General features: G+C 63.0%; 24 protein-coding genes and 2 pseudogenes. 5 read left to right on the top strand and 21 right to left on the bottom strand.

Going from position 1 to position 23,052, the window contains the following annotated elements:
• Window positions 1-42: 42 nt before the first annotated feature.
• Window positions 43-507 carry a phosphotransferase system, HPr-related protein gene (locus ACF8EF_RS06515; protein WP_392461347.1) on the top strand — a complete coding sequence of 155 codons (465 nt, stop codon included), beginning with the start codon at window positions 43-45 and terminating at the stop codon, window positions 505-507.
• Window positions 504-728: a metallothionein gene (locus ACF8EF_RS06510; RefSeq protein WP_209966117.1), complete on the top strand. Its 225-nt coding sequence runs from the start codon at window positions 504-506 to the stop codon at window positions 726-728. Before ACF8EF_RS06515 ends, ACF8EF_RS06510 begins: the two co-directional genes overlap by 4 nt.
• 226 nt (window positions 729-954) lie before the next feature.
• Here ACF8EF_RS06510 and ACF8EF_RS06505 read toward each other — a convergent pair whose 3' ends face one another.
• From ACF8EF_RS06505 to ACF8EF_RS06490, 4 genes are read right to left on the bottom strand one after another with little or no spacing between them, the layout of a single operon-like run.
• A complete protein-coding gene (locus ACF8EF_RS06505) occupies window positions 955-1,908 on the bottom strand; it encodes a lysylphosphatidylglycerol synthase domain-containing protein (RefSeq protein WP_176684230.1) in 954 nt (317 codons plus the stop codon).
• On the bottom strand, window positions 1,908-3,110 hold the full coding sequence (clsB, locus tag ACF8EF_RS06500; RefSeq protein ID WP_176684229.1) for a cardiolipin synthase ClsB: 1,203 nt from the start codon (window positions 3,108-3,110) through the stop codon (window positions 1,908-1,910). The genes ACF8EF_RS06505 and clsB overlap by 1 nt, the downstream gene beginning before the upstream one ends.
• Entirely contained in the window at window positions 3,107-3,880 is a 774-nt protein-coding gene (locus tag ACF8EF_RS06495) for an endonuclease/exonuclease/phosphatase family protein (RefSeq protein ID WP_176684228.1), read from the bottom strand. Before ACF8EF_RS06495 ends, clsB begins: the two co-directional genes overlap by 4 nt.
• On the bottom strand, window positions 3,877-4,929 hold the full coding sequence (locus ACF8EF_RS06490) for a DUF72 domain-containing protein (protein ID WP_392460706.1): 1,053 nt from the start codon (window positions 4,927-4,929) through the stop codon (window positions 3,877-3,879). The genes ACF8EF_RS06495 and ACF8EF_RS06490 overlap by 4 nt, the downstream gene beginning before the upstream one ends.
• Before the next feature lie 124 nt (window positions 4,930-5,053).
• On the opposite strand from ACF8EF_RS06490, the gene ACF8EF_RS06485 reads away from it, so the two are divergent.
• Window positions 5,054-5,605: an ATP-dependent Clp protease proteolytic subunit gene (locus ACF8EF_RS06485; protein ID WP_392460704.1), complete on the top strand. Its 552-nt coding sequence runs from the start codon at window positions 5,054-5,056 to the stop codon at window positions 5,603-5,605.
• Between the two features lies 1 nt (window position 5,606).
• Here ACF8EF_RS06485 and ACF8EF_RS06480 read toward each other — a convergent pair.
• Window positions 5,607-5,728 (bottom strand): annotated as a pseudogene (locus ACF8EF_RS06480) (DNA mismatch repair protein MutT); the annotation flags it as partial.
• A 144-nt stretch (window positions 5,729-5,872) separates the two neighbouring features.
• Between ACF8EF_RS06480 and ACF8EF_RS06475 the strand changes: the two are divergent.
• On the top strand, window positions 5,873-6,142 hold the full coding sequence (locus ACF8EF_RS06475) for a DUF6555 family protein (RefSeq protein WP_004374494.1): 270 nt from the start codon (window positions 5,873-5,875) through the stop codon (window positions 6,140-6,142).
• Window positions 6,143-6,220: 78 nt separating this feature from the next.
• On the opposite strand, the gene ACF8EF_RS06470 is transcribed toward ACF8EF_RS06475, so the two are convergent.
• The 16 genes and pseudogenes from ACF8EF_RS06470 to paaF all read right to left on the bottom strand — a co-directional run bounded on the left by ACF8EF_RS06470 (window position 6,221) and on the right by paaF (window position 22,105).
• On the bottom strand, window positions 6,221-6,391 hold the full coding sequence (locus ACF8EF_RS06470) for a hypothetical protein (protein WP_176684163.1): 171 nt from the start codon (window positions 6,389-6,391) through the stop codon (window positions 6,221-6,223).
• Between the two features lie 251 nt (window positions 6,392-6,642).
• Window positions 6,643-8,697, bottom strand: coding sequence for a phenylacetic acid degradation bifunctional protein PaaZ (paaZ, locus tag ACF8EF_RS06465; RefSeq protein WP_392460703.1), 2,055 nt, complete (start codon window positions 8,695-8,697; stop codon window positions 6,643-6,645).
• Between the two features lie 36 nt (window positions 8,698-8,733).
• On the bottom strand, window positions 8,734-9,966 hold the full coding sequence (locus tag ACF8EF_RS06460) for an OprD family porin (protein ID WP_209966109.1): 1,233 nt from the start codon (window positions 9,964-9,966) through the stop codon (window positions 8,734-8,736).
• Window positions 9,967-10,005: 39 nt separating this feature from the next.
• Window positions 10,006-11,574, bottom strand: a pseudogene (locus tag ACF8EF_RS06455) (cation acetate symporter); the annotation flags it as partial.
• On the bottom strand, window positions 11,565-11,873 hold the full coding sequence (locus tag ACF8EF_RS06450) for a DUF485 domain-containing protein (RefSeq protein ID WP_004374508.1): 309 nt from the start codon (window positions 11,871-11,873) through the stop codon (window positions 11,565-11,567). The pseudogene ACF8EF_RS06455 and the gene ACF8EF_RS06450, both read right to left, overlap by 10 nt.
• Window positions 11,874-12,024: 151 nt before the next feature.
• Window positions 12,025-13,101, bottom strand: a complete 1,077-nt coding sequence (paaE, locus tag ACF8EF_RS06445; protein ID WP_392460702.1) for a 1,2-phenylacetyl-CoA epoxidase subunit PaaE — start codon at window positions 13,099-13,101, stop codon at window positions 12,025-12,027.
• A 15-nt stretch (window positions 13,102-13,116) separates the two neighbouring features.
• The gene (gene paaD, locus ACF8EF_RS06440) at window positions 13,117-13,650 is read right to left on the bottom strand and encodes a 1,2-phenylacetyl-CoA epoxidase subunit PaaD (RefSeq protein WP_392529029.1); all 534 of its coding nucleotides are present in this window, start codon (window positions 13,648-13,650) and stop codon (window positions 13,117-13,119) included.
• On the bottom strand, window positions 13,637-14,395 hold the full coding sequence (paaC, locus tag ACF8EF_RS06435) for a 1,2-phenylacetyl-CoA epoxidase subunit PaaC (RefSeq protein ID WP_176684220.1): 759 nt from the start codon (window positions 14,393-14,395) through the stop codon (window positions 13,637-13,639). The genes paaD and paaC overlap by 14 nt, the downstream gene beginning before the upstream one ends.
• An 8-nt stretch (window positions 14,396-14,403) precedes the next feature.
• Window positions 14,404-14,685, bottom strand: a complete 282-nt coding sequence (gene paaB, locus ACF8EF_RS06430; protein ID WP_004374528.1) for a 1,2-phenylacetyl-CoA epoxidase subunit PaaB — start codon at window positions 14,683-14,685, stop codon at window positions 14,404-14,406.
• 25 nt (window positions 14,686-14,710) lie between these two features.
• Complete coding sequence (paaA, locus tag ACF8EF_RS06425) at window positions 14,711-15,700, bottom strand: 1,2-phenylacetyl-CoA epoxidase subunit PaaA (RefSeq protein WP_010954157.1); 990 nt, start codon at window positions 15,698-15,700, stop codon at window positions 14,711-14,713.
• Window positions 15,701-15,898: 198 nt separating this feature from the next.
• Window positions 15,899-17,218: a phenylacetate--CoA ligase PaaK gene (paaK, locus tag ACF8EF_RS06420; RefSeq protein WP_176684219.1), complete on the bottom strand. Its 1,320-nt coding sequence runs from the start codon at window positions 17,216-17,218 to the stop codon at window positions 15,899-15,901.
• Between the two features lie 121 nt (window positions 17,219-17,339).
• A complete protein-coding gene (gene pcaF, locus ACF8EF_RS06415; RefSeq protein ID WP_176684218.1) occupies window positions 17,340-18,560 on the bottom strand; it encodes a 3-oxoadipyl-CoA thiolase in 1,221 nt (406 codons plus the stop codon).
• Window positions 18,553-18,993 (bottom strand): hydroxyphenylacetyl-CoA thioesterase PaaI, encoded by a 441-nt coding sequence (gene paaI / locus ACF8EF_RS06410; protein WP_176684217.1) that lies wholly within the window; start codon window positions 18,991-18,993, stop codon window positions 18,553-18,555. Before paaI ends, pcaF begins: the two co-directional genes overlap by 8 nt.
• Window positions 18,986-20,503: a 3-hydroxyacyl-CoA dehydrogenase PaaH gene (gene paaH, locus ACF8EF_RS06405; RefSeq protein ID WP_392460701.1), complete on the bottom strand. Its 1,518-nt coding sequence runs from the start codon at window positions 20,501-20,503 to the stop codon at window positions 18,986-18,988. The genes paaI and paaH overlap by 8 nt, the downstream gene beginning before the upstream one ends.
• A 2-nt stretch (window positions 20,504-20,505) precedes the next feature.
• The gene (paaG, locus tag ACF8EF_RS06400; RefSeq protein ID WP_176684215.1) at window positions 20,506-21,297 is read right to left on the bottom strand and encodes a 2-(1,2-epoxy-1,2-dihydrophenyl)acetyl-CoA isomerase PaaG; all 792 of its coding nucleotides are present in this window, start codon (window positions 21,295-21,297) and stop codon (window positions 20,506-20,508) included.
• Between the two features lie 34 nt (window positions 21,298-21,331).
• Entirely contained in the window at window positions 21,332-22,105 is a 774-nt protein-coding gene (gene paaF, locus ACF8EF_RS06395; protein ID WP_209966092.1) for a 2,3-dehydroadipyl-CoA hydratase PaaF, read from the bottom strand.
• A gap of 347 nt (window positions 22,106-22,452) precedes the next feature.
• On the opposite strand from paaF, the gene paaY reads away from it, so the two are divergent.
• Window positions 22,453-23,052, top strand: a complete 600-nt coding sequence (paaY, locus tag ACF8EF_RS06390; RefSeq protein ID WP_176684213.1) for a phenylacetic acid degradation protein PaaY — start codon at window positions 22,453-22,455, stop codon at window positions 23,050-23,052.

Here is a 23,052-nt window from a genome sequence, read left to right as displayed (position 1 = left end):
TGGCGCAGTCGACCGAATGAAGCCAACTGATGGAGAACGCACATGACCCGACCCGATGAACCTCAGCCGTACACCCCCAGCGAAATCGATGACACCGAAGACCGCATGGGCAGCGTGCATGAGCTGGATTTCGATGAACGCCTGGATGAGCGTGAAGGGCGTGTGGGCGACGAACGACCGGCCGCCGAGGTCGCCCGTGAGTTTCCCCCCCGACGCGTGGCGCAGAGTGGCATGACCGGCGGCGAGGCGCTGAGTGACAGCCTGCATGAGGACAATGTCACCTATGACGATTTGAGCCCGGACACGCTGCTTGACGAAACCGGTGCACGCGATCCCCACGAGCCGGGCGGCAGAGGCGGTCCGGCAGACCAACGCCTGCGGCAGGTGGATGCCGATGAGATTGGTGGCGGCATTGGCCTGGACGAGGCCGAACTGGCCCGCTCCGCGCCGCTGGATGGGGTGCCCTGGACCGATGATGTAATTGACGACGAGGAGAGCAAGCCATGAACGAACAACGCTGCGCGTGCACGCATTGTTCCTGCACGGTGGATGCCAATGCCCTGCAGCGCGACGGTAAGGCATATTGCTGCGAGGCCTGCGCCAGCGGCCACCGCAAGGGTGAGCCATGCCGGATGCAGGACTGCCATTGTGGTGAAAAGCCGGGCGAGAATGCGGTGGACAATGCGCTGGATGAAACCTATCCGGCGAGTGACCCCATTTCGCCCTGAGGCCGATAGGCGGGCTGCCCTTTCACCCGGGCGCCAGTCATTGGGGCCTCGGGTGTTGCGTTGCCTGCTTCGCGGGTAAACCCGCTCCTACATTTACGCCGCATGGCTTGCGCGGGGTTGGTTTCTTGGCGCGCGCCCCCGTAGGAGCGGGTTCACCCGCGAACACCGGCGCAGCCGGTGCCACGCAACGCGTCGCATTTGTCACCTCCAGCGCACATGGCCCCTTTCAGGTCTGGGCAGGCTTGTCGCGCCGGCGCATGGCCTTGGCGCGCTTTTCCAGGATCAGGTAGGTCACCACCGCCAACAGCAGCGGAATCAGGTAGTACAGCGTGCGGTAGCCGAGCAGGGCAGCCACCAGCGTGCCTTGGGCCATCTGCCCGTGCAGCAGGGCCAGAAACACCGCCTCCAGCACGCCCAGCCCCGCAGGGATGTGCGCAACCACCCCAGCCACACAACTGATCAGCAGGATGCCGAGAATCGACGGGTAGAAGGCTTCGCCCGGTAGCAACCAGAAGATCAGCAGCGCCATCAGCGCCCAGTTGCTGGCACCCAGCACCACCTGGCAAAGCGCCAGACGCAGCGAGGGCAGCGTCACTTCGTGGTCGCGCCAGCACCAGGTGCGCTTCTTGGCAAAACCACAGGCCAGCAGGTAGCCTCCAGCAATCGCCAGCAGCAGCAAGCCGATCAGGCGCAGGCCTGTAGTGCCTACCGCCCAGTTGCCGGGCATCTCGACCAGGCCCAGGGCGAAGACGGTGCCGGCCAGCAGCATGTAACCCATCCAGTTGGTCAACAGGCCCAAGGTGAGGATTCGCGTAATGGTCGCGGTATCCAGGCCCAGTCGGCCATAGAGCCGGTAGCGCAAGGCAACCCCGCCTACCCAGGTAGTGAAGTTGAGGTTGAAGGCATAACACACGAACGCGACTGGCAATACCTGACGGGCAGGTAGTGTATGGCCGGTGTAAGCCCGGGCGAGCAGGTCGTAACTGGCAAACGCGAAATAGCTGCACAACGCGATCGCCAAGCCGATGACAAGGGTGCCAGGTTTGTAGGCCAGCAAAGACTGGCGCACTTCATTCCAGTCCAGATTGCGCGCCAGCAGGTACAACAGCACAGGGATCAGGATCAGGAACGCAAGCGTAAACAAGCGTTTGCCCCAGGTTTGCCAGTTTTTGCCCGCCATCAGGAATTGCCCTCGTGCAGTTTGCCCTGGGGTTCGGCGTCCGGCTGCAGCGAGCGTAATCGCTGCCGGTGCGCAGGGAACCAACCCGCAATGCGCGGGAAGTGACGGATCACGTGGAAACACACGAAGATCAACGGTGCTCGCCACCAGTAGCCGCGAATCATCCGCTCCAAGGTAACCGGTTTGCATTGCTCGCTGGCCAGTGCTTGCAAATGCTGGTGCAGTTGCTGGTTGAAGGCTCGATCACGAATGAACAGGTTGGCCTCCAGGTTGAACGACAGGCTCAGAGGATCGAGGTTGCTGGAGCCAACGGTGGCCCACTGGTCGTCTACCAGTGCCACCTTGCCGTGCAACGGCCGCTGGCAGTACTCATGAATCATCACGCCGTCGCGCAGCAGGTAGTTGTATAGCAGGCGCGACAGCGCACGTACCCAGCGCATGTCAGGCTGGCCCTGCAAAATCAAGTGAACCTCCACGCCACGCCGGGCCGCGTTACGCAACTCTCGCATCAACCGATAGCCTGGAAAGAAGTACGCATTGGCGACCACGATGCGTTGCCTGGCCTTGCGAAAAGCCTGAAGGTAGTACGCTTCTATATCGTTACTGCGCATCCCGTTGTCGCGCTCGATCAACACCGCGTCGCTCCCCCCGGCAGGCTCGGTAACCGGGCGCACCGCACTGGGGGGCTGCAACACGGGGGACATCAGGCGCTTGCTGGAGGCATGTACCTGCGCCACCACCGGGCCGGTGACCTCCACGGCATAGTCCTGCTTGGCCATGGCACCAAAGTCACCCAAATGGTCGGCGCTGTAGTTGATACCGCCGATGAAGGCCCGCTCGCCATCGACCACCACGATCTTGCGGTGCAAACGGCGGAACAGGTTAGTGCGCATGCCTAACAACCGGGGTTGTGGATCGAACGCGTGAAAGCTTACGCCCGCATCGGTCATCGCTGAAATGAATGCAGCCGGCAGGTCGGCTGTGCCGTAGCCGTCCGCAGCCACTTCCACGCGCACACCACGCCGGGCAGCGTCGATCAACACCTGCTGCAATTGCTGGCCCACCTTGTCGTCGAAGATGATGAAGGTTTCCAGCAGTATTTCTTCCCGCGCCTTGGCCATGGCCTCGAACACGCGGGGGTAGTACTGCTCGCCATTGATCAGCAACTGCACGCTGTTGCCCTCTACCCAAGGTCGGTTCACAGGTTGATCTCCGCAGCCAGTGGTACGTGGTCGGACAGATGCGACCACGGGTATTTCGACAGCACCTGGGCAGCGCCCGGCATGGCGTTACGCACGTAGATGCGGTCCAGACGCAACAACGGCAGGCGCGCCGGGAAACTGCGCGCCGGGGTGCCGAAGGCCTCCGTCAGGTGTTCGCTCAGCACCGCGTCCGCCTTCAGCCGCCAGTCGTTGAAATCGCCGGCGATGATGACCGGCGCTGTGGGCGGCAGGCTGGCCAGCAGGTCCAGCATCAGCTTCACCTGGCTCTGCCGGTGGGCTTCCCGCAGGCCCAGGTGTACGCATACCGCATGCACCTCGTCATGGCCCGGCACCTCCAGCTGGCAATGCAGCAGGCCACGCTGTTCATTGCCCTGCACCGAGACATCCAGGTTGTCGAAGCGGCTGATGGGGAATTTCGACAGCAGTGCGTTGCCGTGATCGCCATGTGGATATACGGCATTGCGACCGTAGGCGAACTGCGGCCACATGCTGTCGGCCAGAAACTCGTACTGCGGCGTTTCTGGCCAGGCAGGGTGACGCAAGGCGTGCTGCTGATGACTGCCGTGCACCTCTTGCAGAAACACCAGGTCGGCGCCGGTGGCGCGCACCGCCTCGCGCAACTCGGGCAAGATGAAGCGCCGGTTGAAGAAGGTGAAGCCTTTGTGCACGTTCAGCGTCAACACATTGAGCCGGCGTACAGCGGTCACCTTGTCGATGATGCAGCGTGGGGTGGGCAGGGTCTTGTTCACAAGGCCACCTCCGGCACCATGCCAGGCTCAGTCATCAGCTCATGGTCCAACGACAGCTTTTGCAGCAAGCGCCTGGCGTCGTATGGCGCGTGAACCTTCTGGTCGTTGTCGAAGTAGCAGTATACATCCCGTGTCGCACGCCGAGGCGGCGGCCCCGGCACGATCAGACGGGCATCGTCCGCCTGGTTACCTTCACTCCATTGCTGGATACGTTGTTTCCAGCGCCGTAGCGCGCGTGCGGTATATCCGCTGCTGTGCAGCTCCACATCCCCGTGCAGGCGCATGTAGACGAAGTCGGCGGTCACATCTTCGACACAGGGCCACTTGCCGGCGCTGCCGGCAACCACCAGCGCCACGCGATGCTTGCGTAACAGCTTGATGAAGGCTTCGCAGAGAAAGCTCTCGTGGCGGATTTCCACGGCGTGACGCAAGCGTGCATTGCCCTTGATGGCAAGGCTGCCATTGCCCTTGAGGCGTTCAGCGCAGCCCTGGGCGCGTTCGCGGGCCGCTTTGCGGGTGTGTGGCAGCAGCTCGAAAAACCGGGCGAAACGGTCTTCATCGAACTTCATGTTAGGAGGGAACTGCCACAGGAACGGCCCGAGCTTTTCGCCCAACAGCAGCGGCCCGGAGGCAAAAAAGTTGGCCACTGGCTCTTCGATGTCCTTCAGCCGCCGCACATGGGTGATATAGCGAGGCCCCTTGACCGCGAACACGAAGCCGTCCGGTGTTTGTTCACGCCAGCCCAGATAACGCTCGGGCGTTTGCAGGCTGTAGAACGAGCCATTGATCTCGATGCTGTTCACCGCCCGTGAAGCGAATGCCAGTTCATCGTCCTGCTTCAGGCCTTTGGGGTAGAAATCCTTGCGCCAGGGGCCATAGCGCCACCCGGAGATACCGATGCGAATATCGCTCACGCTGCCGTCCTCACTGCCGGTTCCTTGTTCGGTCGCTCTGAAGGTGCGACCGGCAAAGGCCGGCGAGGGTTCACAACGCTTGACCAACGGAAATGCTGACGCCGAGTTGAACTTTGCAGCGGCTGGCGTCTCCACCGCATACCCGCCTCATGGCAGGGTGCCAGGATGAAATTCGACCGCCTCGCCCTCTGGCAGATTGCCGGGCAGGGTGACGATGTGCTGTAGAACAAGCAATGACCTGCCACCCGTGGAGGCAAGCATGGCCAGACATATCATCCACTTCACCGGACCGATCAATTCGTCTACCTGCGGCAACCTGATCAGTACCTGCTCGCGGGCATTGCAACAGGGTGCCGAAACGCTGCAACTGAACATCGCCACCATGGGCGGCGAGTGCAGCTATGGGTTTACCCTTTACAACTTTCTGCGGGCGTTACCCGTAGAGGTGCATACCCACAACCTGGGCACGGTGGAATCCATGGGCAATATCCTCTCCCTGGCCGGGGAGCGACGTACGGCTTGCAGTTTCAGCAAGTTTCTTTTCCACCCGTTTCATTGGACCTTGCATGGCTCGGTAGACCATTCGCGGATGTCCGAGTATGCAATGAGTCTGGATTACGACTTGCGTCTGTATGCGCAGATCGTGGCCGAGCGCACGAAAGGCGCGGCCGAGGTTCTGGATGTACCGCGCTATCTAATGGCCTATCCAAGGATACTGGCGCCGCGGGAGGCGCTGGAAAACGGAATGATCCATGCAATCGACGAGATGCCGATCGCGTCAGACGCCGTTCAGTGGAGTGTGCACGCCTAGCTTACCGAACGGACGCCGCAGTGCCGGGGGCACAAGCCAGCAAGGAGCGGATCAGGGACTTGATCTCGCCCTTTACCGTAGCCACCTGGTGAGGTGAGCAAAGTGGCAATCGGAAATTTCGTGCCACAGCGATAAAACAGGCTCTCGAAACCGAGGCAGGGGCACACATTCGGCCACTGGCACCAAAGGTTCGACAAAATTTTGAATCTTCCGGTCACGGCCAGATCAATCAAAATGTCATCCATGGAGAAGAGGAGGCCCCCTGCGATGCCTAGCCCACAGCTGTACATAATTGATTACAAACTGCATGACCAGCCGCGCAGCTTCATCATTCGCCTGGAACGTCTGGATAATGCCGAGGCCTGGCATTGGGCAAGTTGTGATGCGGGCATCGGCATCATTCCCAAGTTCGGTCGCGAGAAGATCAGGAAGGTCAGTCGGCCGATGGCCGAGCGTTACGGCATTACCGCCGTGAGCTGGCGGATTTCGGGGAGCAAGCCCAACCAGTCGGTGGGCGATCCGGCGGCGATGGTTTAATAGCTCGCTTGCAACCGGTAGAAGAAACTGCAGGAGCGGACGTGCCCGCTCCTGCAGGGTACGCTGATACTCATAGTGTCAGGCGCCAGACTCAGGGTCGCTGGCCGGGACGCCGGGCCGGTTTTCCTCATCATCAGTCAAATTGGGGTCGGTATCCGGGTCGTCTGCCCGATCATTGCGTCGATCCGGCTCCAGCTCCGGCCAGTCATCTTCAACATTGCCGCCACCCATTCGCAGTAGGGAATCCATGGTGCAGTCCTCGTTCATGATCCTCATAAACTAAGAGCGACAGATGCACGCCAGAGGTCCACTGAGCATTGGCAGTCGCTGACCAACGGTTTCAAATGCCTGAATACTTCACGACAGCCACGTAGGTGCATTGATCCCAAGTACCTTGAGCTGCTACCGGCCTCTTCGCGGGTGAACCCGCTCCTACAAGGGCGCTGTGCAGTACCGGGCAAAGGCGGCTTGCCCGGGAAGAGGCCAGTAGATTCAACCCATCATGCTGGCTTTTTCAGCACCAAGGTCAGAATGTCATAGCTGGCCACCAGTTCACCCAGCTGATTGGTCACCTCCACATCCCATGCCACCACCCCCTGCGGCTGCCCCAGCGGGCTGGTCTTGCCCTGGTCGATCTTGCGCTTGCAGGTCAGGCGCGCCTGGATGGTATCGCCAATGCCAACCGGGTTGATGAAGCGCAGGGTGTCCAGCCCATAGTTGGCCAGCACCGGGCCGGCACCGGGCGACACGAACAGCCCGGCCGCTGCCGACAGTACGAAGTAACCGTGGGCAATGCGTTTACCGAACTGCGACGCCTTGGCGGCGATTTCGTCGAAGTGCATATAGAAATGGTCGCCGGAGAGGCAGCCGAAATTGACCAGGTCAGCTTCCGTCACGGTGCGGCGATGGGTGAGCAGCGACTCGCCGATACGCAACTGCTCGAAGTAGCGACGGAACGGGTGCACTTCGGTTTCGATCACTTCGCCGCCGCGCACGTACTCGCCGGTGACCGCCGTGAGCATGCTCGGCGAGCCTTGTACTGCCGCGCGCTGCAGGTAGTGCTTGACCGCACGCAGGCCACCCAGTTCTTCACCACCACCGGCGCGGCCCGGGCCACCGTGCTTGAGCTGCGGCAGTGGCGAGCCGTGACCGGTGGACTCTTTGGCAGCCTGGCTATCGAGCACCAGCAATCGCCCATGCCAGGCAGCAGCCACCGGGATAGCCTTGGCGGCCACGCTGCGGTCGGCGGTGACCAGGGTCGCCACCAGGCTGCCTTTGCCACGGGCAGCCAGTGCCAAGGCTTCGTCGAGGTCGTCATAGGCCATCAGCGTACTGACCGGGCCGAACGCTTCGATGTCGTGGGCGCCGCCCTCGGCATGTGGGTCGCGGGCCTGCAACAAGGTCGGGGCAAAGAACGCGCCTTCAGCCACGCCTTCGCCACGCGGGGCAAAGCCATCGCTGGCGCCGAACAACTGATCACAACTCTGCAGCAGGCTGCGCACCCGCTCGCCAACGTCGCGCTGCTGGTCATGGGAGGCCAGGGCCCCCATGCGCACGCCTTCCAGCGACGGGTCGCCAACCACGACCTTGCTCAGGCGCTCGCGCAGGCGGGTGGCAACGGCATCCAGGTGCCTGGCCGGGACGATCGCGCGGCGGATGGCGGTGCATTTCTGCCCGGCTTTAGTGGTCATTTCACGCACCACTTCCTTGATGTACAGGTCGAACTCTTCGCTGTCCGGTGTCACGTCCGGGCCGAGGATGGCGCAGTTGAGCGAGTCGGCCTCGGCAGTGAACGGCACCGAGTTGCGAATCAGGTTGGGCGTCACGCGCAATTTGGCAGCGGTATCGGCAGAACCGGTGAAGGTCACCACGTCCTGGCCTTGCAGGCGGTCAAGCAGATCGCCGGTGCGGCCTATCACAAGCTGCAGGCTGCCTTCGGGCAGCAGGCCTGAGGCATTCATCAGGCGCACCACGGCCTCGGTCAAATAGCTGGTCGAGGTCGCCGGCTTGACGATGCAGGGCATACCGGCCAGGAACGTCGGGGCAAACTTTTCCAGCATGCCCCAGATGGGGAAGTTGAACGCGTTGATGTGCACCGCAACGCCTGCCCGTGGCACCAGGATGTGACTGCCGGCGAAATGGCCTTGTTTGCCCAACGGTATGGCTGGGCCTTCGTGCACCAGGTTACCCGACGGCAGCTCGCGGCTGCCGATGCCGGCATAGGAGAACAGCGTGGCGTTGCCGCCTTCGATGTCGATCCAGCTGTCAGCCCGGGTGGCGCCGCTGTGGTGCGACAGGGCGTAGAGCTGCTCCTTGCGTTCGGCCAGGTACAGGGCCAGGGCTTTGAGGCGTTGGGCACGCTGTTGGAAATCCATGCCCATCAGCGAGGCAAGGCCACGTGCACGCGCGTAGTCCACAGCTTCGGCGAAGTCTGGGCGCTCTTCATGGCTGTAGGCCAACACGTGGCCGTCGAGGGCGCTGCGCAGGGCCTGGGCGCCGTGCTGGCCGAGCCAACGGCCGGCGATGAAACTTTGCAGAGTAGGGGCGGCAGACATGCTGTTCTCCGTGCTGTTCAAAAAGAGGGGGCGCTGTTACCACAGCGCCAGGGTGTAGCCGATGATCAGGCGGTTTTCGTCCACGGCGTTGGTCAGGCCGTTGCCGGAGCGGAAGGTGACATTGCGCCAGCGCAGGCTGACGTCTTTAAGCGGGCCGCTCTGAATGACATAAGCGATGTCGGTGTCGCGCTCGCGCTCGCGGCCATTGGTCACGGTGGCAGTTTCGGCGTGGCGACCGTCGGTGTAGCGGGTCATGAAACTCAGGCCGGGGATACCCATGGCAACGAAGTCGTAGTCGTAGCGTACTTGCCAAGAGTCCAGCCCGGCGCGGGTGAAGGTGTTGTAGGTGACCAGGTTGACGGTGAACGGGTCGCCGCCGTTGACGAACGGGAAGGCGCTGTCACCGGACATCTGCTGCCAGGTGGCGGTGAACTTGTGCGCCCGCACGCCCAGGGTAAACATGGCGTTGAAGTTACGATTGTCGATGTTGCCGGCACGCTCGGCACCGTCGTTGCGGCTGTCGAAGTAGCGCAGGTCGCTGCGCAGGCTCACACCTTCTGCCAGTGGGCGGGTGTCGATCAGACCGACGAATTGCTGACGGTAGATGTCCTGGAGCTTGGCGTAGTAATAGCTGACCGTGGTTTGCGGCGTGATGGCGTAGCTGCCACCACCAAAGTCCAGGTGGTCACTGCTGGCTGCGCCATAGCCGATATCATCGCGGCCAGAGGAATCGCGTAGATTGGCCTTGGTCAGGCGCCCGGCATTGAAGGTGAGGCCATCGAGGTCCTGACTGGTGAGCAGCCCCCCCTGGAAGGTGGATGCCAGCAGGCGGGTGTCGTTGTACACCACCACCGGCAGGATCGGCTGCAAGGTGCCCAGGCGCAAGGTGCTCTTGGACACACGAACCTTGCCGGTCAGGCCCAGCTCACTGTAGTCGTCGACCGGTTCGTGGCTGTTCGGGCCAAACGGCAGCAGGCCGGTGTTGCGACGGTCGCGGCTGGAGTCGAGCTTGATGCCCAACTGCCCCAGCGCGTCCACGCCAAAGCCGACCGGGCCCTCGGTAAAACCCGATTCCAGCTTGGCGGTAAAGCCCTGGCCCCATTCCTCGGCCTTGGCCTGTGGGGCGTTGCTTTGGCGGAAATCGCGGTTGAGGTAGTGGTTGCGCAGCTCCAGGCGAGCATGGCTGTCGCCGATGAAGTCGGCCAGCGCGGGCATGGGCAGGGCGAGGGTGGCCAGCCAGGCGGCTGACAGGAAGTGTGTGCGGTTCATTGTTGTTGTTTTACCCGACATGTCTGTTCGTCCTTGAAGTCAGTGTTTGCTGGCGCCAGCCGCACCGATACCGGTCATGGAGCGGATGAACTGGCCCAGGTAGCGGCCACGCTCTTCAACGGCACGTTCGGAGCTGTCGGTAACCGAGAACACCCAGGCACTGAGGAAGGCCAGGCTCATGGAGAACAGTGCCGGGTTGCTGTAGGGGAACAGCGCCGTTTCGTTGTGCAGCACGTTGACCCACACTGCCGGGCCCAGCACCACCAACAGCACCGCCGAGACCAGCCCGGCCATGCTGCCGCACACCGCGCCGCGGGTGGTCAGGCCTTTCCAGAACATCGAAAGGAGCAGCACCGGGAAGTTGACCGAAGCGGCCACCGCCAGCACCAGGCCGGACAGGAAGGCAATGTTCTGCGACTCGAACATCAGGCCCAGGATCACTGCCAGCAGGCCTATGACCAGCGTGGCGATGCGCGACACGCGCATTTCCTCTTGCTCGGTGGCCTTGCCTTTGCGCATCACGCAGGCATACAGGTCGTGGGACACTGCCGAAGCCCCGGACAGCGCCAGGCCGGCAACCACCGCCAGAATGGTGGCGAAGGCCACGGCAGAGATGAAGCCGAGGAACAGGTTGCCACCCACGGCCTGGGCCAGGTGCACGGCGACCATGTTGCCACCACCGATGATTGCGCCGGAGGCGTCGCGGTAGGACGGCTCGGTGCCGACCATGACGATGGCGCCAAAGCCGACAATGATCAGCAGCAGGTAGAAGTAACCAATGAAACCGGTGGCATAGAACACGCTCTTGCGTGCTTCCTTGGCATCACTGACAGTGAAGAAGCGCATCAGGATATGCGGCAGGCCAGCGGTGCCGAACATCATGCCCAAACCGAGGGAAATGGCGTCCACCGGGTTGGACAACAAGCCGCCTGGGGCCATGATCGCCTGGCCCTTGGCATGCACGGCCACGGCGCTGGCAAACATGGCCTCGGTGCTGAAGCCGAAGTGCTTGAGCACCATGAAAGCCATGAAACTGGTGCCCGACAGCAGCAATACCGCCTTGATGATCTGCACCCAGGTGGTGGCGAGCATGCCGCCGAAGGTGACATAGGCAACCATCAGCACGCCGACCAGCATCACGGCGTACAGGTAGCTGATGCCGAACAGCAACTCGATCAGCTTGCCGGCACCGACCATTTGCGCCACCAGGTACATCAGCGCCACCACCAGGGTGCCGAAAGCCGAGGTCAAGCGCACCGGGGTTTGCGCCAGCCGGTAGCTGACCACGTCGGCGAAGGTGTACTTGCCCAGGTTGCGCAGCCGCTCGGCAATCAGGAACAGGATGATCGGCCAGCCTGCCAGGACACCGAGGGCATACAACAGGCCGTCATAGCCGTTCATGAACATCATCGCGGAAATGCCCAGGAACGAAGCGGCACTGATCATGTCCCCAGCGATCGCCAGGCCGTTCTGCATGCCGGTCAGGCCCCCGCCGGCGGTGTAGAAGTCGCTGGCCGAGCGGGTCCGCAGGGCAGCCCAGCGGGTGACCAGCAGGGTGAAGCAGACAAACACCATGAACATCGAAATGGCTGTCCAGTTCATTGTGCGCACTCCTGCTTGACCTTGTCGTTGAGCGGGTCGAGCACGTTGTTGGCGCGGTGCACGTAGATGCCGGTCAGGGCAAAGGACAGCAGCACCATCAGCACGCCTACCAGCATGCCGACAGTGGTTACGCCGCCGCTGAGGGACTGGCCGAGGGTGCTGGGCGAGAACGCGACCAGCAGGACGAAGCCGTAGTAGACCACCAGCATGGCCAGGGTCAGGCTGCCGTTCAGGCGGCGTTTGCGCCGCACCAGGTGCTGGAAGTCGGGGTGGTTGGCGATGCTTTCTATGCGTTCGGGTGTCATGGCAAGCGATCTCTTGGTTTTGTAATTGTTTTGTTGAGGTCACGCGGGGTATTGCGTTGTTGCGTAGGCCCTCTTCGCAGGTAGGATGACGCCCCAAGGCCTTGCGCAGGCCCCGTAGGAGCGGGTTTACCCGCGAAGCAGTCGACTCGGTCTACAGCTGGTCGAAGTCAAGCACCACCTTGTCGCTCACCGGGTAGGTCTGGCACGACAGCACATACCCGGCCGCCACTTCGTAATCTTCGAGGGCATGGTTGCTGTCCATTTCCACTTCGCCCTCGATCACCCGGCACTTGCAGGTGGAGCACACGCCGGCCTTGCACGAGTACGGCAGTTCGGCGCCAATGGCGTTGCCGGCGTCCAGCACGTTCTGGGTGTTGCGCGGCAGGTCGAAGCTCAGTGCCCGGCCGTCGCTGATTACGGTGATATGGCTAAGCGCCGAATCCGCCTGGCGTGCCGCCTCACGGGCTTCGCGGCGGGCCTCGCTGCCGGCGGCGGCGAACAGCTCGAAGTGAATGCGTTCCTTGGCCATGCCGTTGGCCTGCAGGCTGTCACGCACGGTTTCGGTCATCGCCTGCGGGCCGCAGATGAATGCCGCGTCCAGGCCGGCAACGTCCAGCCAGCGCGAAAACAGTTGGCCGCATTTGTCAGTGTCGATGCGGCCGTTGTACAGGTCGACGTCCTGCTGTTCGCGGCTGAACACGAAAATCAGGTTCAAACGGTCGAGGTAACGGTTTTTCAGGTCTTCGAGCTTGTCGCGGAACAGCGCCCCCGAACTGGAGCGGTTGCCGTACAGCAAGGTGAAACGGCTGTGCGGCTCGCTGGCCAGCGTAGTGGCGATGATCGACAGTATCGGGGTGATGCCGCTGCCGGCGGCCACCCCCAGATAGTTGCCCTGGCGAGCCGGGTCCAGAGGCACGAAGAAGCTCCCCGATGGCGGCATCACTTCCAGCTGCTGGCCGGCCTTGAGCACTTCATTGGCAAATGCCGAGAAGCGCCCGCCCGGCACGCGCTTGACGGCCACGCGCAGCTCGCCGTCCTGCACGGCGCTGCAGATGGAGTAGGAGCGGCGGACTTCTTCGTTGTCCAGCTGGGTACGCATGACCAGGTACTGGCCCTGAGTGAAGCGGAACTGGTCCTGCAGGTGCTCGGGCACATCGAAGGCAATCGATACCGCATCACGGGTCTCATTGCGCACTTGCTTGATGGTCAGGCTGTGAAACTGGCTCATGGTGGTCTCCACGGCTCAAATGCATTTGAAATAGTCGAATGGCTCCATGCACTCACGGCAGCGGTACAGCGCCTTGCAGGCCGTGGAGCCGAACTGGCTGAGCAATTCGGTAAGGGCGCTGCCGCATTGCGGGCAGCACACCTGGGGCGCTTCGCCGAGCAGGCTGCGCTTGCTGGCGCTGCCTTGCGGCGGCGCAATGCCATAAGCGCGCAGGCGCTCGCGGCCCAGTTCGCTGATCCAGTCGGTGCTCCAGGCCGGGGTGAGCCGGCGCTCCAGGTCTGGCGCGGTGAAACCGGCCTGTTCCAGCGCCTGACGGATATCCCCTTCGATGACTTCGGTGGCCGGGCAGCCAGAGTAGGTCGGGGTAACCACCAGGTGCAGGTGGCCGGCGCGCCAATCGACATCGCGCACGATCCCCAGGTCGACCACGCTGACTACCGGCACTTCAGGGTCCATGACCTGGCCCAATACCGCCCAGGCCCGGGCCAGGTCGTCACCTTGCTGTGCCCGCGCGCCGCGGTCACCGGCAATCAGTTCACCAGGTTGCATCGGGGTAGGCCCTTGGCAGGAACTGCATTTCGGCCAGCAGCAGGCCCAGATGCTCGGTGTGCAGGCCTTTGCGGCCGTCCAGGTAGAAGTGGCTCGCGGCCTTGGGCAGCGGCAGTTCGACCGAAGCAAAGGTCTCAGTGACCTGCTTCAGCCAGGTGGCCCCGACGGTCGCTGGGTCGGCGGCAATACCGCATTCGGCCAAACGCACTTCGTTGTCGCTGCCAGCGGCGAGTTCGACGGTGAAGCGCCACAGTGCCGGGATAGCGGCCAGCATGCGCTGGCGGCTGGCATCGGTACCACCACCCAGACGTTGTACCCACTCGCTGGACCGGCGCAGGTGGTAGGTGACTTCCTTCAGGGCCTTGGCGGCAATACCGGCGATTCGCGCGTCGCTGGACTCGACCAGCCCCCGCAGCACGGCGAAGTGCCAGGCGTCGTAGAGGAACTGTTTGGTCATGGTCACGGCAAAATCACCGTTGGGCTGCTCGACCAGCAACAGGTTGCGGTAGGCGCGTTCGTCACGGCGGAACGCCAGGGCATCGGCATCCCGGCCATCGTCGAGCAGCTCGGCGGCATACTCCAGCCAGTTGCGGGCCTGGCCGACCAGATCGAGGCCGACGTTCATCAGGGCCAGCTCTTCCTCGATGGCCGGGGCGCGGCCACACCATTCACAGAGGCGCTGGCCCTGGACCAGGGCGCTGTCACCGAGCAACAGCAGGTAGGGGATAAGGGCTTCTTTATGCATGGCCCACCTCACATGTGTCCGACTTCGTCGGGCAGCTCGTAGAAGCTGGCATGGCGATAGACCTTGTCGTCCGAAGGGGCGAACAACGGGTCTTTCTCGTCGGGAGAGGAGGCGGTGATCAGCGCCGAAGGCACCACCCACAGGCTCACACCTTCGCTACGGCGGGTGTAGAGCTCGCGGGCATTCTCGATGGCCATGGCGGCATCGGCGGCGTGCACGCTGCCGACATGCTTGTGGTTAAGGCCGTGCTTGCTGCGCACGAACACTTCGTAGAGGGTCCAGACAGACATATTCGATCTCCGCATCAATCGCCGCTCAGGCGGCGTTCTTGTTCTGTTGCTTGCGCGCATAGGCCACGGCAGCCTCGCGTACCCAGGCGCCGTCCTCGATGGCCTTGCGCCGGGTGGCGACACGTTCCAGGTTGCACGGGCCATTGCCCTTGATCACTTCGTAGAACTCGTCCCACTGGATTTCGCCGAAGTCGTAGTGGCCGCGCTCGGCGTTCCACTTCAGCTCAGGGTCAGGCGCAGTGCAGCCAAGCAGTTCCAGCTGCGGCACGGTCTGGTCGATGAAGCGCTGGCGCAGTTCGTCGTTGGTCTGGCGCTTGATCTTCCAGGCCATCGACTGGGCGCTGTTGGGCGAGTGTTCATCGCTCGGGCCGAACATCATCAGCGCCGGCCACCACAGGCGGTTGATGGCGTCCTGAACCATGTCGCGCTGGGCTTGGGTGCCCTGGCGCATCATGGTCAGGAGCATTTCGTAGCCCTGGCGCTGGTGGAAGCTCTCTTCCTTGCAGATCCGGATCATCGCGCGGGAGTAGGGGCCGTAAGAGGTGCGCTGCAGTACCACCTGGTTGACGATGGCGGCGCCGTCCACCAGCCAGCCCACAGCGCCCATGTCGGCCCAGCTGAGGGTGGGGTAGTTGAAGATGCTCGAGTACTTGGCCTTGCCGCTGTGCAGTTTGGCGATCTCTTCGTCGCGGTCCGCCCCCAGGGTTTCCATGGCGCTGTACAGGTACAGGCCATGGCCGGCTTCGTCCTGGATCTTGGCCATCAGCTGCAGTTTGCGCTTGAGGCTGGGGGCACGGGTGACCCAGTTGCCTTCGGGCAGCATGCCGACGATTTCAGAGTGGGCGTGCTGGGAGATCTGCCGGATCAGGGTCTGGCGGTAGGCCTCGGGCATCCAGTTCTTGGCTTCGATCTTGATTTCGGCGTCGATCTTTTCCTGGAAGTTGCGTTCTTCGGGGGACATCTCTTCCAGCGACTTGATGCGCTTGACTCCGGTTTCCACTAGCTGTGCGTACATGTGCTGCGACTCCTGCTAAGGCATGAGTCATTTGTAAGCGATACAAAACATAACGTCAAACACATTTATGTGTATCAAGTGAGATTTGTGTATCACGTTGACAGGCAAGAGGGCTGTCGGGCAGCAGCGTGTGCCCGGCAGCACGCAGGCAAAAAAAGGCCCCGGACAATGCCGGGGCCGAAATGGCAGCCGAATGGGTCAGCTGGCCAACCGTTTGTCGAACACGTGGCACGCCTTGCCTTCGGAGCGCTTGAGCGTGCCGCAGGGCTGCAGGTGCACGTGGGTGCTGATACCGATGTAAGTCTTGATCTGTTTGCTCAACTCCCCGACAACCAGCTTGCGCTGGCCTTCGTCAAGGTGCTGGCACTCTGCACGCAGCTCCACGTGCACCTGGACACTGTCCAGATTTCCATTGCGATACAGATGAATCTCATAAAGCTCAGAAAGCTGTTTTATTTTTAGCACCTGTTCCTCGATCTGAGTCGGGAACACATTGACCCCGCGAATGATCAGCATGTCGTCACTGCGACCGGTGATCTTGCCGATCCGCCGCATCGGCCGAGCGGTGCCGGGCAGCAGCCGGGTGAGGTCGCGGGTGCGATAACGCACCATCGGCAATGCCTCCTTGCTCAGCGAGGTGAATACCAGCTCGCCCAGTTGGCCATCCGGCAGCACCTCGCCGGTGGCAGGGTCGATGATCTCGGGATAGAAGTGGTCTTCCCAGATGGTCGGGCCGTCCTTGGTCTCTATGCACTCCATTGCCACCCCGGGCCCCATGATTTCCGAAAGGCCGTAGATATCGAGGGCATTGATGCCCAGACGCTGCTCGATCGAGCGGCGCAGCTCGTCGGTCCACGGCTCGGCACCAAAAATGCCCAGGCGCAGCTTGAGGTCGTGCGGGTCGATGCCCTGACGCTCGATTTCATCAGCCAGGTTGAGCATGTAGGACGGGGTGACCATGATGATGTCGGGCTGGAAGTCGCGAATCAGTTGCACCTGCTTTTCGGTCTGTCCACCGGACATGGGGATCACGGTGCAGCCCAGGCGTTCGGCACCGTAGTGCGCGCCGAGCCCACCGGTGAACAGCCCGTAGCCGTAGGACACATGCACCTTGTCACCTTTGCGCCCGCCGGCCGCACGAATCGAACGGGCAACCACATTGGCCCAGGTGTCGATATCGTTCTGGGTGTAGCCGACCACCGTCGGCTTGCCGGTGGTGCCACTGGAGGCATGCAGGCGCACCACTTCTTCCTGGGGCACGGCAAACATGCCGTAGGGGTAGTTGTCGCGCAGGTCGTTCTTGCCGGTGAAGGGGAACTTCGCCAGGTCCTCCAGGCACTTGAGGTCATCAGGGTGGATGCCGTACTCGGCAAAGCGCTGGCGGTACAACGGCACATTGTCGTAGGCGTGCTTCAGGCTCCAGCGCAGACGCTCCAGCTGGTGCTGGCGCAGGGCATCGACGCTGGCGGTTTCCATCGGGTCCAGCAGGGCACGATCGGCATCATGGTACATGTTCATGGCTTCACTCGAATTGTTCTTGTACGCCGCGCGGCAGCGGTTGCAGGCCACGCGGTGAGTGTCATGGAGGCAGCATATACGGCTGCGTTCAGTTCGGTAACAAGCGCAGGGTCTGAGCCGCTCAGAGGCGCTCGATGATCATGGCAATGCCTTGGCCTACGCCGATGCACATGGTGCACAGGGCGTAGCGGCCGGCCGTTTCTTCAAGCTCGTGCAAGGCAGTGGTCACCAATCGAGCACCGCTCATGCCCAGTGGATGGCCCAAGGCGATGGCGCCGCCGTTGCGGTTGACTCGTGGGTCGTCGTCGGCCAGGCCCAGCTCGCGCAACACGGCCAGCCCTTGGGCGGCAAAGGCCTCATTGAGTTCGATGACATCCATGTCAGCCAGTGCCAGGCCGCTGAGCGCCAGCACCTTGCGGGTCGCAGGCACCGGACCGATGCCCATCAGCCTGGGTTCGACCCCGGCCACAGCCATGCCGACGATGCGCCCGCGCGCTTTCAGGCCATGGCGGCGGGCCGCGGCGCTGCTGGCCAGCAGCAGGGCGCACGCGCCGTCATTCACGCCGGAGGCATTACCCGCCGTTACGCTGCCGCCTTCACGAAACGGCGTGCCGAGCCGAGCCAACTGCTCCAGGGTCGTGTCGCCGCGCGGGTGCTCGTCATGCTCGACCACTTTGGCAGGGCCTTTGCGTTGCGGGATTTCGACCGGCACGATTTCCCTCGCCAGGCGGCCGCGGGCCTGAGCTGCTGCGGCCTTGTGCTGGCTGCGCAGGGCAAAGGCATCCTGGTCGGCGCGCGAGATGCCGAACTGCTCAGCCACGTTTTCTGCGGTTTCCGGCATCGAATCGATGCCGTAGGCAGTCTTCATCAGTGGGTTGACGAAACGCCAGCCGATCGTGGTGTCGAACAGCTCGGCCGCACGCCCGAATGCCTGTTCCGACTTACCCATCACAAACGGCGCACGCGACATGGATTCCACACCGCCGGCCAGCATGAGCCCTGCTTCACCACAGCGCAGGGCACGTGCCGCATTGCCGATGGCATCCAGGCCGGAACCGCACAGGCGGTTGATCGTGGTCCCTGGTACTTCGACTGGCAGCCCGGCCAGCAGGCTCGCCATGTGAGCCACGTTGCGGTTGTCTTCGCCGGCCTGGTTGGCACAGCCGAAGATGACGTCATCAATGGCTTTCCAGTCCAGTTCGGGGTGGCGCTGGATCAAGGCTTTGAGCGGGATGGCCGCCAGGTCGTCGGCGCGCACGCTGCTCAGGGCCCCGGCATAGCGGCCAATGGGGGTGCGCACGGCGTCGATGATCAAGGCATCGGCGTGGGTCGGTTCATTCATCTTGCGTCTCCTGCGCCAGCACGGTGCCGCGCACTTTGTAGGATTTGCCATGGAACATCGCCACCAATTCACCGCGCTGGTTGTCGATGCGCACGTCATACAGGCCGGTGCGGCCTTTGCGGCTGACTTCACTGGCGTGGGCGGTGAGCACGTCATCGCGCAGCGCCGGGGCCAGGTAGTCGATGCTGCAGCCCAGCGCCACCGTGGCCTGGTCGTAGCTGTTGCAGGCGAAGGCAAACGCCGAATCGGCCAACGCGAACAGGAAACCGCCATGGCAGGTGCCATGCCCCTGGATCATGTCGGCACGCACCGGCATGCGCAGGCTGGCCCGACCTGGGCCGGCATCCAGCAGGGTAATGCCCAGGCCCTGAGTGGCCGGGTCACGGGCGTACAGGGCGTCGGCACAGGCTTGTGCCAGTTGCACTTCAGTCATGCAGGGTGCCTCCTTTGGCTTCGCAGCGGCGTAACAACAGGGAAGGGCGGTAGCGGCTCTCGCCGTAGCTGCGCTGCAGGTTGTCGAGCACGCGCAGGGTATGGGCAATACCTATGTTTGCCGCCCAGGCCAGCGGGCCGCAGGGGTAATTGACGCCGGCGCGCATGGCCAGGTCGATGTCGGCGGCGCTGCCGACGCCCTGCAGCACGGCATCGGCGGCCTCGTTGGCGAGCATTGCCACGGTACGCAGTACCACCAGGCCGGGCAGGTCGGCGATGCCGGTCACTTTCAAGCCTGCGCGCTGCAGCAGGGCTACAGCCTGGTCACGGGCGCTGTCAGTGGTATCGGCGGACCAGCTGATGGCAAGGCGGGTGGCGCTGCTGTAGTCCAGCGCAAGGTCGAGCAGCACCAGGTTGCGCAGCCCGTCCTCACGGGCACGTTGGCTGGCCAGCCGGCCGTCGGACAGGGCCAGGGTGGCGTCGCCCACCTGGATCAGGCCACTACCGGCGCGCTGGGTCACGGCAATGCCGCTTTGGCGCAGGCGCTCGACCAGCGGCTGCATCACCCCCAGGTTGCCCTCGACAACGCAGGCCTCTGCACCGGCGGAGCTGTGCAGTTCGGTCGGCTGCGGGCGCTCGACGCCTTCGGCATAGTGATAGAAGCCTTGGCCGGTCTTGCGACCCAGGCGACCGGCGTCCACCAGTTCCTTCTGCACCAGCGAAGGCTGGAAACGGAAATCGCCATAGAAAGCATCGAATACGGAACAGGTGACCGCGTAATTGACGTCATGGCCAATCAGGTCGGTCAGCTCGAACGCCCCCATGCGGAAGCCACCCGCGTCACGCATCAGCGCATCCAGGCTGGCGCAATCGGCGGCACCTTCCTGCATCAGGCGCAGGCTTTCGGCATAGAACGGCCGCGCTACCCGGTTGACGATGAAACCGGGTGTAGAGCGCGCATGGACCGGCTGCTTGCCCCAGGCCTGGGCAGTGGCGTAGATGCGTGCGGCCACTGTCGGGTCGGTTGCCAGGCCCGACACCACCTCGACCAGCGCCATCAGCGGTGCCGGGTTGAAGAAATGCATACCGACCACGTGCTGCGGGCGTTCAAGGCCCGCCGCAAGGCTGGTGATGGACAGTGACGAAGTATTGCTGGCAAGGATACAGTCGACTGCGCAAAGGGTTTCGAGCTGACTGAACAGCGCCTGCTTCACCTGCAAATTTTCGACGATGGCTTCAATCACCAGGCCGGCATCAGCCAAGGCCTCGAGTGTCTCGACCGGGCACAGGCGGGCATTGATCGCTTCGCGTTCAGCGGCCAGCAACTTTCCTTTCTCAACCAGCCGGGCCAGTTGGCGATCGATACCCTCCACTGCCTGGGCGGCAGCACCCGGGCGGTTATCGTAGAGCTTGACGGGGTGGCCGGCCTGGGCCGCGACCTGGGCAATACCGGCGCCCATGGCGCCGGCACCGATCACCGCCACCTGCGCATTGCTTGCGAGTGCGCCCATGTTCAGCGCCCCTTGAAGGCTGGCGAGCGTTTGTTCATGAAGGCGCTCACGCCTTCGCGGTAGTCCTCGCTGCGCCCGGCCAGGCGCTGCAGGTCGCGCTCCAGCTCCAGCTGCTCCTCAAAACCGTTGTCGAAACTGGCATTGAGGCTGCGCTTGATCAGTGCCAGGCCGTAGGTAGGCTGGGCAGCGAGCTGGCGGGCGAGGGTGAGGGCTTCGTCACGCAGCGCGGCATCATCCACCACGCGATGGATCAGCCCCCATTGCTCGGCCTGTTCGGCGCCAAGGCGCTCGCCCAGCATGGCCAGCGCCTTGGCCCGGGCCATGCCGACCAAGCGCGGCAGCAGCCAGGTACCGCCGGAATCCGGCACCAGGCCGATCTTGCAGAAGGCCTGGATGAAGCTGGCCGAGCGTGCGGCCAGCACCAGGTCGCAGGCCAAGGGAATGTTGGCACCGGCTCCGGCAGCCACGCCGTTGACCGCGCAGATCACCGGCAATGGCAGGTCGCGCAGGGTGCGCACCAGCGGGTTGTAGAACTTGTCGATCGATTGGCCCAGGTCTGGCATCTCGGCGCCTGGGGCAACGTTGCGGTCGGACAGGTCCTGGCCGGCGCAGAAGCCTCGGCCTTCAGCCGTCAGCAGCAGCACCCGTGCTTCACTGCTCTGGCGCACTTGCTTGAGCGCTTCGCGCACCTCCAGGTGCATGGCCGTATTGAAGCTGTTCAGCTGCTCGGGGCGGTTCAATGAAAGGAAGGCGACGCCGTCCTCGATGGAAAACAGGATGTGCTGGAAAGGCATGACAGGCTCGCTCCGTCAGTCGAGAGAATGAAGTTCAGCGCCCCTGGAAACGGGCCTGGCGCTTTTCCTGGAAGGCGCGGATGCCTTCATCGCGGTCGGCGGTGCCAGCCAGCAGAGTGAACGCATGACGCTCGAAGCGCAGACCGCTGGCCAGGTCGGTATCACCGGCCTTCAGTAGCGCCTCCTTGGCCAGGCGCACGGCCAGCGGCGCTTTGGCGGCGATGCTGCGGGCAACCTGCATGGCGCGTTCTACGGTGAGTTCGGGCTGGGTAATTTCGCTGACCAGGCCGGCCTGCTGGGCGCGATGGGCAGTGATGGGCTCCCCCGTCAGCACCATCTGCATGGCCAACGGCTTACCGACGGCGCGCAACAGGCGCTGGGTGCCGCCAGCACCGGGGATGATGCCCAGGTTGATTTCCGGCTGGCCGAAACGGGCGTCGGTACTGGCGATGAGGATGTCGGCGCACATTGCCAGTTCGCAGCCGCCACCCAGGGCATAGCCGTTGACTGCGGCAATCAGCGGCTTGGCGAATGCAGCGATGCTTTGCCAATGCGCTACGCGGGGGTCATTAAGGATGCCGACCAGGTCGCGATCGGCCATCTCGCCAATGTCGGCGCCTGCGGCGAAAGCCCTGGCACTGCCCGTAATCACTACAGTTCGGACACGCTCGTCGTCCCCGGCAGCCTGCAACGCAGCAGCCAGTTGTGCCAGTAACTCGGTGCTCAGGGCGTTCAAGGCCTCGGGCCGTTGCAGGGTAATGAGCTGAACGCCGTGTTCGGGCGCCTGCACATCGATATATCGCGGCATCTCGGGTTCCTCTGGCTGCACGCACGGCACATCGCGGGGCCGGCATTTCTTGGAATTGTTTGCAGGGGCGTAATGCGGGATCACGACCAGGTGAGGCCAGTATATGCTCTATATGATACATATATGCAACATCAAAAATACGTTTCCGTATCTTATTGCGTGTTCTCCAGCGATCACCGCTCCACCGCAATATCTGCAGATGAATCGTTTGTCCTGTGTATTTACGGGTATTTTCAGCTGATTTTTGTCTGACAGCATTAGATCAACACAAGCGATACACGATTGACGATCAAACAGCTTCTGATACAAGATCGACTGACATTTCAAATCATTTCAGGAGTGATGCGATGCCTTGCTATCGACTGGACGGCCTGACGCCCGTGGTTCACCCGACAGCCTACGTACACCCCAGCGCAGTCCTGATCGGCGACGTCATCGTCGGCCCCCGCTGCTACATTGGCCCACTGGCATCGCTCAGGGGCGATTTCGGCCGCATCGTGCTGGAGGAGGGCGCCAACTTGCAGGACACCTGCGTGATGCATGGTTTCCCGGGGGGCGATACCGTAGTGGAGCGTAACGGGCACGTCGGCCATGGCGCGGTGCTGCACGGCTGTCGCGTGGGCGAAGATTCATTGATCGGCATGAACGCCGTGGTGATGGATGGCGCCCATGTCGCACCACGCTGCATCGTCGCGGCCACCGCCTTCGTCAAAGCTGGCTTCGAATGCGCGGCGCAGAGCCTGGTGATGGGGTCACCAGCCCAGGTCAAACGCCCACTGAGCGAGCAGGAACTGGCCTGGAAACAGCGCGGGACGGCGGAGTACCAGCACCTGGCGCGGCGCTGCATGAACAGCATGGTCGAATGCCCGCCGCTGGCCGAGGCAGAGCCGGGGCGCCCGCGCATGGAAGACACTGGGGTCAGGCCCAAGGGCCAGGCGAGCGCATGA

The sequence above is a fragment of the Pseudomonas sp. zjy_15 genome (assembly GCF_043101865.1).
GTDB classification, from domain to species: Bacteria; Pseudomonadota; Gammaproteobacteria; order Pseudomonadales; family Pseudomonadaceae; genus Aquipseudomonas; species Aquipseudomonas putida_Y.
The sequence above is the reverse complement of the archived record's forward strand: the minus strand, read 5'-3'. Positions and strand labels throughout refer to the sequence as shown.